Source organism: Microbacterium sp. NPDC087592 (assembly GCF_044743585.1).
In the GTDB taxonomy this organism is placed as follows: Bacteria; Actinomycetota; Actinomycetes; order Actinomycetales; family Microbacteriaceae; genus Microbacterium.
Map to the genome: position 1 here is coordinate 32,720 of NZ_JBIUWT010000004.1, position 13,394 is coordinate 46,113.

Below are 13,394 nucleotides of genomic sequence, written 5' to 3' on the forward strand. Positions count from 1 at the left end.
GGTCCGCGGTCGGTCACGCGGGTGGGCGCAGCAGCCGGTCGAGCAGCGCGAGCGCCTCGTGCTGCGGGGCCGTCTCGTCGAGCAGCCACTGCGTCTGAAGGCCGTCCGACGCCGCGACGACGAGAGCCGCGACGGCATCCGCGTCGACGTCCTTCCGGATCTGCCCGCCTTCCTGCTGCCGCCGCACGGTCTCGGCGAGCCGTTCGCGCAGACGTGTGAAACGACCGGTGGCGAACGTGCGCGCCGCCGGGTGGCCCTCCTCGAGTGCCGACGCGACAAGGGTCGAATACAGCTGCACGAGGCCGGGGATCGCGCGGTTGAAGCGTGCCGACTCGATCATCATCTCGACCGGCGTCGCATCCGCCGACGGGGGATCGGGCTGCCGCCCCGGCGCGTTGCTCTCCTCGTAGACGGCGACGAGCAGCTCTTCGAGAGACCCGAAGTAGTGGGTGAGGGCGGCGTGCGTGACGCCCACTTCGCGCGCGATCGCCCGCAGGCTCGTGCGGTCGGAGCCGCGCGCGGCGAAGACCTCGATGGCGCGATCGAGGATCTCCTGTCGGCGAGCGATCCCCTTGGCGTAGGTGCCGCGCGGGCGGGGCTGCTCGGCAGGCTCTGGCGTGTCGGCGGGCATGGGGGGAGTCTAGCGAATCAAAACTTCCACGTGGAGGTATTTGGTGGTAGCGTGCCTGCACGGGGTAGTGACCCCCACATGTCACCGAAGACCGAAGGAGCACGACCGATGACGATTCAGACCTCCCTGCAGCTGTTCACGATCAAGGACGAGCTGGAGGCCGACCTGGAGGGCACGCTCACGGCGGTCGCCGCCCGCGGCTTCACGGCCGTCGAGCCCTACGACTTCGTCCGCCGTGCCGAGCCGCTCGCCGCCGCGCTCTCCGCCGCCGGACTCACCGCCCCGTCCGGGCACGCCTTCCTGGCTTCGGAGTCGTTCGTGAACCCCGACGGCAGCGGCACGACCATCCCCGTCCCCACGCCCGACGTCGTCTTCGCCGCAGCCCGGGTGCTGGGCATGGAAACGGTCATCGACCCCTACACCGAGCCCGCGCGCTGGGAGTCGGTCGCGCAGATCGAGGAGACCGCGCGCCTGCTGAACGCGGCCGCCGAGATCGGCGCGACCGTCGGCGTCCGCGTCGGGTACCACAACCACGCGCACGAGCTGGAGGCCGTCTTCGACGGGGTGACCGGGCTGGAGGTTCTCGCCGGGCTGCTCGACGAGCGCGTCGTGCTCGAGGTCGACCTGTATTGGGTGGCTCGCGGCGGTGTCGACCCCGTCGCGCTGCTGCAGCGCCTGGGTGACCGCGTGATCGCCGTGCACGCGAAGGACGGCACGCTCGACCCGGCGCTCGCCGGCGCCTACCCGCCCGCCGACCAGGTGGCCGCGGGCGAGGGATCCGTTCCGCTGGTCGAAGCCATCTCCGCCGCCCCGGCGCTCGAGCTCGCGATCGTCGAGTTCGACTACTACGAGGGCGACCTGTTCGACGCGATCGAGCGCAGCCGTGTCTTCCTCGACGAGAAGGTGGCCGGCTGATGGCGGGTCCCGTCGGAGTCGGCATCATCGGTGCCGGGAACATCAGCGACCAGTACCTGTCGAACCTCACCACCTTCCCGGATGTCCGTGTGATCGCGGTCGCCGACGTCATCGAGGAGCGTGCGAAGGCGCAGGCCGCGAAGTACGGCGTCCCGCGTGCCGGCGGCGTCGACGTGGTGCTCGACGATCCCGAGATCGACATCGTCGTGAACCTGACGATCCCGGCGGTGCATGTCGAGGTCTCCGAGGCGATCATCGCCGCGGGCAAGCACGTCTGGACAGAGAAGCCGATCGGCGTCAGCCGCGAGGAGTCGCGTCGGCTGCTGGAGAAGGCGGATGCCGCCGGTCTGCGCGTCGGCGTGGCCCCGGACACCGTGCTCGGCCCGGGCGTGCAGACCGCCAAGCGGGCGATAGCGCGCGGCGACATCGGGCGCCCGCTGTTCGGTCAGACCACCTTCCAGTGGCAGGGTCCGGAGATCTTCCACCCGAACCCTGCGTTCCTCTACGCCAAGGGCGCGGGGCCGCTGCTCGACATGGGCCCGTACTACGTGTCGACCCTCGTGCACGTGTTCGGACCGGTCGCCGCGGTCGCCGCCCTCGGGCTGCAGGGGTCGCCGACGCGCCGTGTGCAGGTCGGCGAGCTGGCGGGCCAGGAGTTCCCGGTCGAGATCCCGTCCACGCTCAGCGTGCTGATGGACTTCGAGGAGGGCGGCCAGGCGCAGAGCCTGTACAGCACCGACTCACCGCTGCTGCGGCAAGGGATCGTCGAGATCACCGGCACCGAGGGCACGATCGTGATCCCCGACCCGAACACCTTCGGCGGTCCGATCACCATCACGCGTCCGCTCACACGTCAGTTCGTTCCGCCGGAGCCGATGACGCAGGAGATCGTCGACATCGCGCAGGAGGGTGTGCTCTCCGGTCGTGGTGTCGGGCTGCTCGACATGGCCCGCTCGATCGCGGCCGGCCGGCCGCACGTCGCCACGGGGGAGTTCGGCTACCACGTGCTCGACACGCTCCTGTCGATCGAGGAGGCGGCCGAATCGCGGAGCTTCGTCCCGGTCGAGAGCACGCTGGATCAGGTGGGCGCGATCGCCGCGGACTTCGATCCGTTCGAGGCCACGCTCTGACGGTCGCCGCTCGGGGCGGCGGGGGTGCGGATCAGCGCGCCTTCGCCGCCACGTAGCGGTCGACGCTCGCAGGGGAGAGCACCTCGCGCGCGACCATGATCGCGGCCCCCAGCACGGCCGCGCGGTCGCCCGCCTGGGACTGCACGATCGCCAGATGCTGCGTCGCGAGCGGGATCGAGCGGCGGTAGACGACCTCGCGCACACCCGCGAGCAGGTGCTCACCGGCGCGGGCGATGCTGCCGCCCAGCACGATGATCGACGGGTTCAGGAGATTGACGACGGTCGCGAGGACCTCGCCGACATCACGCCCCGCCTGACGGGTGGCCTCGATCGCGGCGGCGTTTCCGGCGCGGACCAGATCGACCACATCCGAGGGCCCGTGCACGTCGAGCCCCTCCTCGCGGAGCGCGATCGCGAGTGCGGAACCGCTGGCGAGGGCCTCGAGGTCGCGCTCATCGCCCGGCTCGCGGGTCGACCCCGCGCCCGCGGGCACCTGGACGTGGCCCATGTCGCCCGCGGATCCCTGCGCGCCGCGCTGCAGTTGGCCGCCCGCGATGATGCCGGCGCCGATGCCGGTCGAGACCTTGACGAAGACGAGGTCTTCGACCTGTGGCCAGCTCATCGCCTGCTCGCCGAGGGCGAGGATGTTGACGTCGTTGTCGACGAGAACGGGCACGTCGAAGGTCTTCTGCACGTAGGCGGGCACGTCGAACCGGTCCCAGCCCGGCATGATCGGCGGATTGGTGGGTCGGCCGGTGGAGTGCTCGACGGGGCCTGGCACGCCGATGCCGACACCGACGAGCGGGAGGCCGGCGGCGGTCGAGTCGAGCAGCTCGGCGGCGTCGGCGAGGATCGTGTCGAGCAGGCTCTCCGGTCCGTCGCCGATGTCGATCGTGCGCGTGCGGGCATCGAGGATGACGGCGGCCAGGTCGGCGACCGCGACCGTCGCGTGCGTGGCACCGAGGTCGACGGCCAGCACGAGCCCGGCGCGCGGGTTGAAGGCCACGCGTGCGGGCGGTCGGCCACCCGTGGAGACGGCTTCTCCGGCGGGGCGGACGAGGTCGGCGGCGAGGAGCGCGTCGACCCGCAGGGCGACGGTCGACCGGGCGAGGCCGGTGAGGACGGCGAGTTCCGCCTTCGTCCTGGCGTGGCCGTCGCGGAGGATCTGGAAGATCTCTCCGATCCCCGATGCGATCGCCGGAGCGGGCCTGAGAACGTCAACCATTGCGTCAGTAAACCACAGCACTTCGGCGTCTCGCCGATCGACTTCCGATTTCCGTCAGATAACTTTTGACGAAGGTCTAGCAAAAGTCTGCAGGTCTGTGTCAGAATCGCCGCATGACAACGGATGTCACTGACACCGGTCTCGGAACGATCCGAGCCGGCATCCTCGGCGGAGGATTCATGGCCCGCGTGCATCGCACCGCGGCCCGCGACGCCGGCGGCGAACTGCGCGCCGTCGCCACCCGCTCTCGCGAAGGAAGTCGCGATGCCGCGCTGGCGCTCGGTGCCGGTCGAGCCGAGAGCGATGCGGCCGGTCTGCTGGAAGCGGGGGACATCGACGTCGTGCACATCTGCACGCCGAACGCCACGCACGCCTCGCTCGCGCTGCAGGCGTTGACCGCTGGCAAGCACGTCGTGTGCGAGAAGCCGCTCGCCACGACGGCGGCGGACGCCAAGGTTCTCGCCGAGACCGCGGAAGCTCGCGGACTGGTGGCGGCCGTCCCGTTCATCTACCGCTATCACCCGATGGTGCGCGAGGCCAGGGCGCGGATCGCCCGCGGCGAGGCCGGTGACCTGCTCACCCTCGACTGCTCCTATCTGCAGGACTGGATGCTGCTGTCGAGCGACGACGACTGGCGGGTGCGCTCCGAGTCCGGCGGCGCATCCCGCGCCTTCGCCGACATCGGCTCCCACCTGTGCGACCTGATCGAGTTCGTGATCGGTGAGCGTATCCACGCGCTGAGCGCCCGCACCCGTCGGGTCTTCTCGGAGCGCTCCGGGCAGTCGGTCGATACGGAGGACATCGTCGCGGTGCTCGTCGAGACCGAGTCGGGCGCCCTCGGCACGCTGCTCATCTCGCAGATGGCCGCCGGCCGCAAGAACGCCCTCACCCTCGAGCTGCACGGTTCGCGGCAGAGCCTGCGCTTCGAGCAGGAGCGGCCCGAGGAGCTGTGGATCGGCATGCGCGAGGAATCCCGGCTGCTGCTGCGCGACCCCGCCACCGCCGACCCGGATTCCGCGCGGCTGCAGCGGGTTCCGGCGGGACACCCGATGGGGTACCAGGACGCCTTCAACAGCTTCATCGCCGACGTCTATGCGGCGATCGCCGGTGCGGAACCCGATGGGCTCCCGACTTTCGCCGACGGATACCGCTCGGCCGTGCTCACGGAGGCCGTGCTCGCCTCGGCGGCCGACGGCGGACGATGGGTGGAGGTGACGGCATGATCGCGACCACGACCGAACCCGTGCTGCGGGTGGCCGGCATCCGCAAGTCGTTCTTCGGCGTCGAGGTTCTCAAGGGCATCGACTTCGACGTGCGGCCCGGCGAGGTGCACGGTCTCGTCGGCGAGAACGGCGCGGGCAAGTCCACGCTGATGAAGATCATCGCCGGCGTGCAGCCGGCCGATGAGGGCACGATCTCGTATCGCGGCGAAGAGGTGCACCACGCGCACCCGCGGCAGGCGATGGATGCCGGCATCGTCACGGTCTTCCAGGAGTTCACGCTGCTGCCGGAGCGCACGGTGGCGCAGAACGTCTACCTCGGACGCGAGCCGCGTCGGCGGGGATTCGTCGACCAGCGCGCCATGAACTCGCGGACCGCCGACCTGCTGACCGACCTCGGGGTCTCCTTCATCGAGCCGACCGCGCGCGTCGGTTCGCTGACGGTCGCCGAGCAGCAGATCGTCGAGATCGTCAAGGCGCTCTCCTTCGATGCTCGGGTCATCTCGATGGACGAGCCGACCGCCGCCCTCAGCGACCGCGAGGTCGAGCTGCTCTACGCGATCATCCGCCGGCTCACCTCCCGCGGCGTCGCCGTGATCTACGTCTCGCACCGGTTGAAGGAGATCTTCGACCTGTGCGATCGCATCACGATCCTCAAAGACGGCGCGCTCGTCTCGACCGACGAGACCGCCGCCCTGACCACGGGTGAGCTCGTGCGGCGCATGGTCGGCCGCTCCATCCAGTCGTACTTCCCGGATGCGGTCGAGGGTACGACGGTCGGGAAGGCGCGGCTCGAACTCGACGGCTGCGGCAACGCCTACGTCGACGGGGTCTCCCTCACGCTCCGCGCCGGGGAGATCGTCGGCATCGCCGGGTTGCAGGGCTCCGGACGCACGGAGCTGGTGGAAGGGGTGTTCGGCATCCAGGCCTTCACCCGCGGATCGATGCGCATCGATGGGGCGCCCGTGCGGATCGGGACCGCCCGCGCCGCCGTCCGCGCCGGCCTCGCCCTCGTCTCCGAGGACCGCAAGGCGCAGGGCCTCGCCCTCGGGCAGTCGGTCCTCGACAACGCTCTGCTGGTCGTCCGCAGTGTCTTCGCCGGTCGCACCGCCGCATCCCGGCGCGAGGTACCCGGCATCCTGAGCTCGCTCGAGGTCAGCTCGCGGGGCCTGGATCAGGAGGTGCGCTTCCTCTCCGGCGGCAACCAGCAGAAGGTGGTGCTGGCCAAGTGGCTGCTCACCCAGCCGCAGATCGTGCTCTTCGACGAGCCCACCCGCGGCATCGACGTCGGTGCGAAGTACGCCGTCTACCAGCTGATGCGCGAGCTCGCAGCGCAAGGGAAGGCCGTGCTGATGGTGTCGAGCGAACTGCCGGAGGTGATCGGCATGAGCGACCGGATTCTGGTCATGCACGACGGCGAACTCGTCGCCGAACTGCCGGCGGGCTCCGCCGAGCACGAGATCCTCGGGGCCGCGACCGGCGCCGCCCATCCGGGCACCCTCGATCCCGACACCGCGACGGACGGAGGTGCGCGATGAAGCGTCTGAAGATCGATTCCACGGTCATCGTGCTCGGCATCCTGCTCCTGGTGCTCGTCATTGGCGCGATCCTGGTCGGCACCGTGGGGCGCAACTTCCTCAGCGCCGGCAACATCCGCGACATCCTGACCGGCATGAGCGTGCTCGGCCTCGTCGCGATCGGGCAGACGCTCGTGGTGCTCGGCGCCTCTCTCGACCTCTCTGTCACCTACGTGATCAGCCTGTCGAGTCTGCTGGCGGCCACGATGATGAACGACAACGCGGCGAACATCCCGGTGGCCGTGATCGTCACGCTGCTCGTGTGCGCCGGCGTGGGTCTCGTGAACGGGCTCATCGTCACGGTGCTCAAGGTCAACGGCTTCATCGCCACACTCGGCGTCGGACTCATCCTGCAGGGCATCCTCAACACGAACTTCGAGGGATCCGCGGGGAAGGTGCCCTGGGCGTTCCAGCTCATCGGCGCCACCGGCGTCGGACCCATCCCGGTCTCCACGCTCATCATGATCGTGCTGGCCGTCGTGATCTGGGTGCTCCTCAACCGCACCCGCACCGGCGCCCACCTCTACGCCGTCGGCGGCGATCCCGAGATCGCCCGGCTCTCCGGCGTGCGCACGCGGATGCCTCTCATCTGGGCGCACGTGCTCTGCTCGGTGTTCGCGGGTCTCGCGGGTCTGCTGCTCGCCAGCCGCCTCGGCGTCGGCAGCCCGACCGTCGGGCAGCAGGGCGGCTATGCGCTGCTCTCGATCGCGGCGGTCGTGCTCGGCGGAACGCTGCTGCTCGGTGGTCGCGGCTCCGTCTGGGGCACGATCGGCGGCGTGGCGATCCTCGCGGTCGTCGACAACGTCATGAGCGTCATGCAGGTCAACCCGTTCCTCAAGGACGTCGTCCGCGGCGTCGTCATCGTCGCCGCGGTGGCCGTCTACAGCCGCCGCTCGATCATCCGCCGCCGTCCGCGCTTCGGCGCCGGAGGCACCCGCACCGGTGGGGACGATGCCGCGAAGGCAGCGGCACCCGAGATGGCCGCCGCCGCGTCGCAGCTCGCCGCCGTCAGCACCGACACCGACACCGCATCCGATATCGGCACCGCCACGGAAGGAGGACGCTCATGAACGCGCTGCGCACTCTCGTGAGCCCCCGTGGGGCCGTGTTCCTGCTGCTCGTGCTGCTGTTGGTGGCCGTCACGATCCTCAACCCGAGCTTCGCCGAGCCCGGTCAGTTCATGCGCTTCATCCAGCGGGTGGCGCCCATCGCGATCGTCGCGATCGGGCAGTACTTCGTGATCATCGCGGGGGAGTTCGACCTCTCGCAGGGCTCGCTCATCACGGCGCAGGTGATCATCGCCGGCAACCTGGTCGGTCAGGACGACGCCCGCACGGTGCCGGTCCTGCTGCTCATGATCGTCTTCGCTGTGGCCGTCGGGCTCGTGAACGGGGTGATCACGACACTGTTGAAGGTGCCGTCGTTCATCGTCACGCTCGGCATGATGCTCGCCCTCCTGGGCGGAGTGATGTGGTGGACCGGGGGAGCGGCCACCGGGAACCCGGCCGACAGCTTCCGTGAGATCGGCCGCGGCGGCATCCGCGACGTGCCGTTCCTCGAGTTCATCCCCTGGGCGGTGCTGCTGCTCATCGTGTGGCTGGGACTCGGCATCTGGATCACCAAGCGCCCGCTGGGCAAGACGCTGATCGCGGTCGGCGACAACGCCGGTGCGGTCGACTACGCCGGGGCCCGCCGCGCCTGGGTGACGACGCGCGCGTTCGTCATCTCGTCGCTCTCCGCCTCGCTGTCAGCCGTGCTCCTCGTCGGATACGCCGGCGTGCATCCCTCGGTCGGCCGCGGATACGAGTTCACCGCCATCACGGCCGTGGTGCTCGGAGGCGTCGTGCTGGGCGGTGGCCGAGGGTGGATCGTCGGGGCGGTCGCCGGTGCCTTCGCCCTCGAGGCCCTGTTCATGCTGCTGAACATCGCGGGCATCCCCTCGACACTGCGCGATGCCGTGCAGGGCGTCATCATCATCGCCGCGGTCGCCTACTCCGCCGTCGCCTTCCGGGCGCGGCGCAAGCGCGGCCCGCTGCCCTCGGACATCCCTCCCGAAGAACCCAGAATCCCTGAAACCACCAGTTCCACCAGCACCATCAACACAGAAACCAGAGGAGATTAGCAATGCGACGATCGATGAAGATCGCCACCGCAGGGGTGGCTCTCTTCGGCCTCATCGCGCTCGCCGGGTGTACGACCGACCCGTCCGTGGCGCCGGCGGAGTCGGAGAACCCCGAGGAGACGGCAGAGACGACAGAGTGGTTCGACCAGGAGCTCTTCGACAAGCAGGACGAGGAGCGCGGCGTCACCCCGCAGGGGCCGGAGGACGAGCCCTACCTGCAGCACATCAACGCCGAGATGGTCGACACGGCGGAGTTCGCGAGCGAAGGGGCCAAGAAGGCCTGCTTCGCCAACGCGTCGATCTCCAACCCGTGGCGCCAGACCGGCTGGATCACGATGAACGAGCAGCTGAAGTCGCTGCAGGACGCGGGCGCCATCAGCGAGATGGAGACCCGCGACGCGCAGGACTCCGATGACACGCAGATCGCGGACATCGACTACTTCATCGCCGAGGGCGAATGCGACGTCTTCCTCATCTCGCCGAACAGCACGGCGGCCATGACCCCGGCCGTCGAGCGGGCCTGCGAGACGGGCAAGCCGGTCGTCGTGTTCGACCGCGGTGTGAACACCGACTGCCCGGTCACGTTCATCCACCCGATCGGCGGCTTCGCCTGGGGTATCGACACCGCCGAGTTCCTCATCGACAACCTCGAAGAGGGCGACAAGGTCGTGGCGCTGCGCATCCTCCCGGGTGTCGACGTGCTCGAGCACCGCTGGGCCGCCGCCGAGAAGCTCTTCGACGAGGCCGGCATCGAGGCCGTGGATCACTTCACGGGTGCCGACCCCGCCGAGATCAAGAGCATCATCAGCGACGAGCTCGCCAAGGGCGACGTGCACGGCATCTGGATGGACGCCGGTGACGGCGCCGTCGCGGCCATCGAGGCGTTCGAGGACGCCGGAGCGGACTACCCGGTCATGACCGGTGAGGACGAGATGAGCTTCCTGCGCAAGTGGAAGGACACGGGGCTCACGGGCCTCGCGCCGGTGTACTCCAACTTCCAGTGGCGCACTCCGCTGCTCGCGGCGCAGATGATCTTCGCCGGCGAAGAGGTCCCGAAGGAATGGGTCCTCCCGCAGAAGCCGATCACGGAGCCCGAGCTCGACGACTACCTGAAGGCCAACGAGGGCATGCCCGACGGCCACTACGCCAAGTTCGGCGGGGAGAACCTCCCCGGCTACCCGACGGTGTGGCAGCAGCGTCAGATCCCGTAACCGAAATCCGCTCCCGCCCTTCCGCTCCGCACCCGCGGGGTGGGAGGGTGGGAGCGCTTCACGATCACAAGGACAACGATGCCCCGCACGATCGCCGTCAACACCTGGGTGTGGACGTCTCCGCTGACCGACGCGTCGCTCGAGCCGCTCGCCCGCAAGGCCAAGGACCTCGGGTACGACGCCCTGGAGCTGCCGCTCGAGAGCGTTGGCGACTGGGACTCGGCGCGATCCCGCGACCTGCTCGATTCGCTCGGGCTCGGCGCGATCGTGGTCGGGGCGATGGGCCCTGGACGATCTCTGATCGCCCGTGCCGGCGATGTCGCCGCGACGCAGACCTACCTGCGCGCCTGCATCGCGGCCGCTCGGACGCTCGGCGCCGAGGTCGTGGCCGGCCCCTTCTACGCGCCGACCGGCGTCACCTGGCGGATGGATGCCGACGAGCGGGCGGCGGTCGTGGGGGAGCTGCGGGAGAACCTCGCGCCCCTCGTCGCCGAGGCCGCAGACGCGGGTATCACCCTCGCGATCGAGCCGCTGAACCGCTACGAGACGAGCCTGCTCAACACGGTCGAGCAGAGCCTCGATGCGCTCGGCCCGCTGCTCGGTGCCGGTCTCGGACTCGCACTCGACACGTATCACCTCAACATCGAGGAGAAGAAGCCCGCCGAGGCGATCCGTGCCGCCGGTGACGCCATCGCCCACGTGCAGGTGTGCGGGAGCGACCGTGGGGCCGTCGGCGACGACCACACCGACTGGCCCGGGATCCTCGCGGCCCTCGATGATGCCGGCTATCGCGGCCCGCTCGGGTTGGAGAGCTTCACGGGGGAGAACGCCACGATCGCGGTCGCGGCCTCGGTGTGGCGACCCCTCGCCCCGAGCCAGGACGAACTCGCTGCACGCAGCATCGCTGCCCTCCGAGCATTGGAGTATCCATGAGCACGCATCCGGTCACCCTCTTCACCGGGCAATGGGCGGACCTGCCGTTCGAGGAGGTCGCCCGCCTCGCTGCGGAGTGGGGTTATGACGGGCTGGAGGTCGCCGCGTCCGGTGATCACCTCGACTTGCGGCGTGCCGACGAGGATGACGCCTACGTGGCCTCGCGCCGGGAGATCCTCGACCGGCACGGGCTGAAGATCTTCGCGATCTCGAACCATCTCGCCGGTCAAGCCGTGTGCGATGCGCCGATCGACTTCCGCCACCAGGCAATCCTGCGCGAGTACGTGTGGGGTGACGGTGAGGCGGAGGGCGTGCGGCAGCGGGCGGCCGAGGACATGAAGCGGGCGGCCCGCGTCGCGCGCAAGCTCGACATCGACACCGTGGTCGGGTTCACCGGCTCGTCTATCTGGCCGTATCTGGCGATGTTCCCGCCGGTTCCGGCATCCGTCATCGAGGGTGGGTTCGAGGACTTCGCGGCCCGATGGAACCCGATCCTCGACGTGTTCGATGCGGAGGGCGTGCGGTTCGCGCACGAGGTGCACCCGGGAGAGATCGCCTACGACTACTGGTCGTCGGTGCGTGCGCTGGAGGCGATCGACCACCGCGAGGCGTTCGGGTTCAACTGGGACCCGTCGCACATGATGTGGCAGAACATCGACCCGGTCGGGTTCATCGTGGACTTCGCCGACCGGATCTACCACGTGGACTGCAAGGACACCCGGATGCGTCCGCACAACGGCCGGGCCGGCGTGCTCGGCTCGCACCTGCCGTGGGGCGACCCTCGGCGGGGCTGGGACTTCGTCTCGACGGGGCACGGGGATGTGCCGTGGGAGGATTCGTTCCGCGCTCTGGATGCGATCGGCTACTCCGGCCCCATTTCGATCGAGTGGGAGGATGCCGGGATGGACCGCCTGCATGGCGCCCCCGAGGCGCTGGCATACGTGCGCTCGCTGCTGTGGCCGAAGCCCGAAGCCTCGTTCGACGCCGCGTTCAGCAACCAGTGACCACCCCGACAGGAACCCCATGCCGATCCAGCACACCGTCGTCTTCCGCCTGATCCATCCGGCCGGCTCCGCCGAGGAGCAGGAGTTCCTGGCGACCGGCCACGCCGTGCTCACGTCGATCCCCGGCGTCGGGGACTTCACGATCCGTCGCCAGGTCAGCGCGAAGAGCGATCTCACGCACCAGTTCTCGATGGTGTTCGCCGATCAGAGCGTCTACGACACCTATGACGTCCATCCCGCGCACCGGGCGTTCGTCGCGGAGCGGTGGGTGCCCGAGGTCGCCGAGTTCCAGGAGTACGACTTCGTGGAGTGACGGTCAGTCGCTCGAGCCATGCGTGGTCGCCATTCTCCATAGTTGTGAACTCAGGTCCTAGTAGACCTCGAGATCCGTCAGCGAGAGGTTGTCGGCAGTGTCGCTTCCACCGAGAAAGAGCGGCACGTCGTAGCCGACGCATTGCGATCTGAGGATGGGAGCGACTGGTGAGGGCCGGCTGCTGACCCACTCGCGGTGGAAAGAGCTGGCCACCGCGGCATCGGATTCCACGACGAGCTCCACGTCGTGGAACTCCGTGAAGTTGACGGGTACCTCCAAGGCCTCGCCAGCGCCGGGGTCGATCAGCAGAACTTGTGGTTCATTCCGCACCAGGCGCCGGAAGTCGCACAGGAAGTGTCGCCCCAGCCAGTCGTATCCGAACGGCAGGGTACGCTCCGAATACTGGGGAAATGTCTGGTTGATGAACGTCGCCGCAAGTGCGGCCGAGTGCTCATCGTGGAACCGATACAGCCCACCGTTGAACGACGCACCGGTGAACTCTTCCGCGAACTGATCGAACCCCTTGATCCTGTCCGACCCTCGCGGCCGCCACAGGTGCGTGTCCGCTCCTGGCTCGCGGGGACCGAGTTGATACGCCGACCGAAACTGATCAAGTAACACTTGCGCACTCGTTCTCGGAGAAGACCCTGACGATGATCGCTTCACCGACGGGCCGTCGCTGGCTGCGGGGGATTCGTTCTCGTATCATTCTCCGGCAAGCGCTTCTCTCGCATCCTTTCGCACGAACCCCGTCCGAAACTCGCCTCGCCGAAAGGCGGAGCGCACCGATTCGAGATCCGACCTCTCCGAAACATACGCGTGCACCGCCCTCGCAGCCTTCACGATCACGGCCTCCCGCTCCTCGATGTCAACGCCAGACTCAAGCCTTCCGGCCGCGCTGACCTCCATGCGATCGATGCCGGCCATTTGAAGCGCATCGTCCAGACTCGCAAATGTCTCCAGGTACATGACTATCGGAGAGTCATCTGCGCGCGAAAGAGGCCGATCGATCTGGAGGTCGACTCCGATATCCAGGGACACCTGTCGCCCCCAGTTCGAGACGCTGATCTGACAGGTCCATTGAACGTCGTGACCCAGATAGTGCCATACCGA

Annotated in this window: 14 protein-coding genes; 10 read left to right on the forward strand and 4 right to left on the reverse strand. The window is 68.9% G+C overall.

Features of this window, described 5'->3' with window-relative positions; all coding sequences use genetic code 11:
• Positions 1-13: 13 nt before the first annotated feature.
• On the reverse strand, positions 14-631 hold the full coding sequence (locus ACIOTO_RS18445; RefSeq protein WP_400858906.1) for a TetR/AcrR family transcriptional regulator: 618 nt from the start codon (positions 629-631) through the stop codon (positions 14-16).
• 108 nt (positions 632-739) lie between these two features.
• Between ACIOTO_RS18445 and ACIOTO_RS18450 the strand changes: the two genes are divergently transcribed.
• Positions 740-1,546 (forward strand): sugar phosphate isomerase/epimerase family protein, encoded by an 807-nt coding sequence (locus tag ACIOTO_RS18450; protein ID WP_400858909.1) that lies wholly within the window; start codon positions 740-742, stop codon positions 1,544-1,546.
• On the forward strand, positions 1,546-2,676 hold the full coding sequence (locus ACIOTO_RS18455) for a Gfo/Idh/MocA family protein (protein WP_400858911.1): 1,131 nt from the start codon (positions 1,546-1,548) through the stop codon (positions 2,674-2,676). Before ACIOTO_RS18450 ends, ACIOTO_RS18455 begins: the two co-directional genes overlap by 1 nt.
• Positions 2,677-2,707: 31 nt before the next feature.
• Here the strand turns inward: ACIOTO_RS18455 and ACIOTO_RS18460 are convergent, their stop codons facing one another.
• Positions 2,708-3,901, reverse strand: a complete 1,194-nt coding sequence (locus ACIOTO_RS18460; RefSeq protein ID WP_400858913.1) for an ROK family protein — start codon at positions 3,899-3,901, stop codon at positions 2,708-2,710.
• 113 nt (positions 3,902-4,014) lie between these two features.
• On the opposite strand from ACIOTO_RS18460, the gene ACIOTO_RS18465 reads away from it, so the two are divergent.
• From ACIOTO_RS18465 to ACIOTO_RS18500, 8 genes are all read left to right on the forward strand, one after another.
• On the forward strand, positions 4,015-5,124 hold the full coding sequence (locus ACIOTO_RS18465; RefSeq protein ID WP_400858915.1) for a Gfo/Idh/MocA family protein: 1,110 nt from the start codon (positions 4,015-4,017) through the stop codon (positions 5,122-5,124).
• Positions 5,121-6,659 carry a sugar ABC transporter ATP-binding protein gene (locus ACIOTO_RS18470; protein WP_400858917.1) on the forward strand — a complete coding sequence of 513 codons (1,539 nt, stop codon included), beginning with the start codon at positions 5,121-5,123 and terminating at the stop codon, positions 6,657-6,659. The genes ACIOTO_RS18465 and ACIOTO_RS18470 overlap by 4 nt, the downstream gene beginning before the upstream one ends.
• Positions 6,656-7,768: an ABC transporter permease gene (locus ACIOTO_RS18475; RefSeq protein WP_400858918.1), complete on the forward strand. Its 1,113-nt coding sequence runs from the start codon at positions 6,656-6,658 to the stop codon at positions 7,766-7,768. The genes ACIOTO_RS18470 and ACIOTO_RS18475 overlap by 4 nt, the downstream gene beginning before the upstream one ends.
• Positions 7,765-8,820 carry an ABC transporter permease gene (locus ACIOTO_RS18480; protein ID WP_029262664.1) on the forward strand — a complete coding sequence of 352 codons (1,056 nt, stop codon included), beginning with the start codon at positions 7,765-7,767 and terminating at the stop codon, positions 8,818-8,820. The genes ACIOTO_RS18475 and ACIOTO_RS18480 overlap by 4 nt, the downstream gene beginning before the upstream one ends.
• Positions 8,821-8,822: 2 nt before the next feature.
• The gene (locus ACIOTO_RS18485; RefSeq protein ID WP_029262663.1) at positions 8,823-10,031 is read left to right on the forward strand and encodes a substrate-binding domain-containing protein; all 1,209 of its coding nucleotides are present in this window, start codon (positions 8,823-8,825) and stop codon (positions 10,029-10,031) included.
• A 78-nt stretch (positions 10,032-10,109) separates the two neighbouring features.
• Positions 10,110-10,964, forward strand: a complete 855-nt coding sequence (locus ACIOTO_RS18490; protein ID WP_400858921.1) for a sugar phosphate isomerase/epimerase family protein — start codon at positions 10,110-10,112, stop codon at positions 10,962-10,964.
• Complete coding sequence (locus ACIOTO_RS18495; protein WP_029262661.1) at positions 10,961-11,968, forward strand: sugar phosphate isomerase/epimerase; 1,008 nt, start codon at positions 10,961-10,963, stop codon at positions 11,966-11,968. Before ACIOTO_RS18490 ends, ACIOTO_RS18495 begins: the two co-directional genes overlap by 4 nt.
• A gap of 19 nt (positions 11,969-11,987) precedes the next feature.
• Positions 11,988-12,281: a Dabb family protein gene (locus ACIOTO_RS18500; protein ID WP_400858923.1), complete on the forward strand. Its 294-nt coding sequence runs from the start codon at positions 11,988-11,990 to the stop codon at positions 12,279-12,281.
• 57 nt (positions 12,282-12,338) lie between these two features.
• Here ACIOTO_RS18500 and ACIOTO_RS18505 read toward each other — a convergent pair whose 3' ends face one another.
• Positions 12,339-12,902, reverse strand: a complete 564-nt coding sequence (locus tag ACIOTO_RS18505; RefSeq protein ID WP_400858925.1) for a hypothetical protein — start codon at positions 12,900-12,902, stop codon at positions 12,339-12,341.
• 84 nt (positions 12,903-12,986) lie between these two features.
• Complete coding sequence (locus ACIOTO_RS18510) at positions 12,987-13,208, reverse strand: hypothetical protein (protein WP_400858927.1); 222 nt, start codon at positions 13,206-13,208, stop codon at positions 12,987-12,989.
• Positions 13,209-13,394: the final 186 nt, after the last annotated feature.

What these genes read in the sequence shown, in the direction of transcription:
- ACIOTO_RS18445 (WP_400858906.1), bottom strand. Translation starts at nt 631, where the DNA reads ATGCCCGCCGACACGCCAGAGCCTGCCGAGCAGCCCCGCCCGCGCGGC.
- ACIOTO_RS18450 (WP_400858909.1), top strand. Translation starts at nt 740, where the DNA reads ATGACGATTCAGACCTCCCTGCAGCTGTTCACGATCAAGGACGAGCTG.
- ACIOTO_RS18455 (WP_400858911.1), top strand. Translation starts at nt 1,546, where the DNA reads ATGGCGGGTCCCGTCGGAGTCGGCATCATCGGTGCCGGGAACATCAGC.
- ACIOTO_RS18460 (WP_400858913.1), bottom strand. Translation starts at nt 3,901, where the DNA reads ATGGTTGACGTTCTCAGGCCCGCTCCGGCGATCGCATCGGGGATCGGA.
- ACIOTO_RS18465 (WP_400858915.1), top strand. Translation starts at nt 4,015, where the DNA reads ATGACAACGGATGTCACTGACACCGGTCTCGGAACGATCCGAGCCGGC.
- ACIOTO_RS18470 (WP_400858917.1), top strand. Translation starts at nt 5,121, where the DNA reads ATGATCGCGACCACGACCGAACCCGTGCTGCGGGTGGCCGGCATCCGC.
- ACIOTO_RS18475 (WP_400858918.1), top strand. Translation starts at nt 6,656, where the DNA reads ATGAAGCGTCTGAAGATCGATTCCACGGTCATCGTGCTCGGCATCCTG.
- ACIOTO_RS18480 (WP_029262664.1), top strand. Translation starts at nt 7,765, where the DNA reads ATGAACGCGCTGCGCACTCTCGTGAGCCCCCGTGGGGCCGTGTTCCTG.
- ACIOTO_RS18485 (WP_029262663.1), top strand. Translation starts at nt 8,823, where the DNA reads ATGCGACGATCGATGAAGATCGCCACCGCAGGGGTGGCTCTCTTCGGC.
- ACIOTO_RS18490 (WP_400858921.1), top strand. Translation starts at nt 10,110, where the DNA reads ATGCCCCGCACGATCGCCGTCAACACCTGGGTGTGGACGTCTCCGCTG.
- ACIOTO_RS18495 (WP_029262661.1), top strand. Translation starts at nt 10,961, where the DNA reads ATGAGCACGCATCCGGTCACCCTCTTCACCGGGCAATGGGCGGACCTG.
- ACIOTO_RS18500 (WP_400858923.1), top strand. Translation starts at nt 11,988, where the DNA reads ATGCCGATCCAGCACACCGTCGTCTTCCGCCTGATCCATCCGGCCGGC.
- ACIOTO_RS18510 (WP_400858927.1), bottom strand. Translation starts at nt 13,208, where the DNA reads ATGGCCGGCATCGATCGCATGGAGGTCAGCGCGGCCGGAAGGCTTGAG.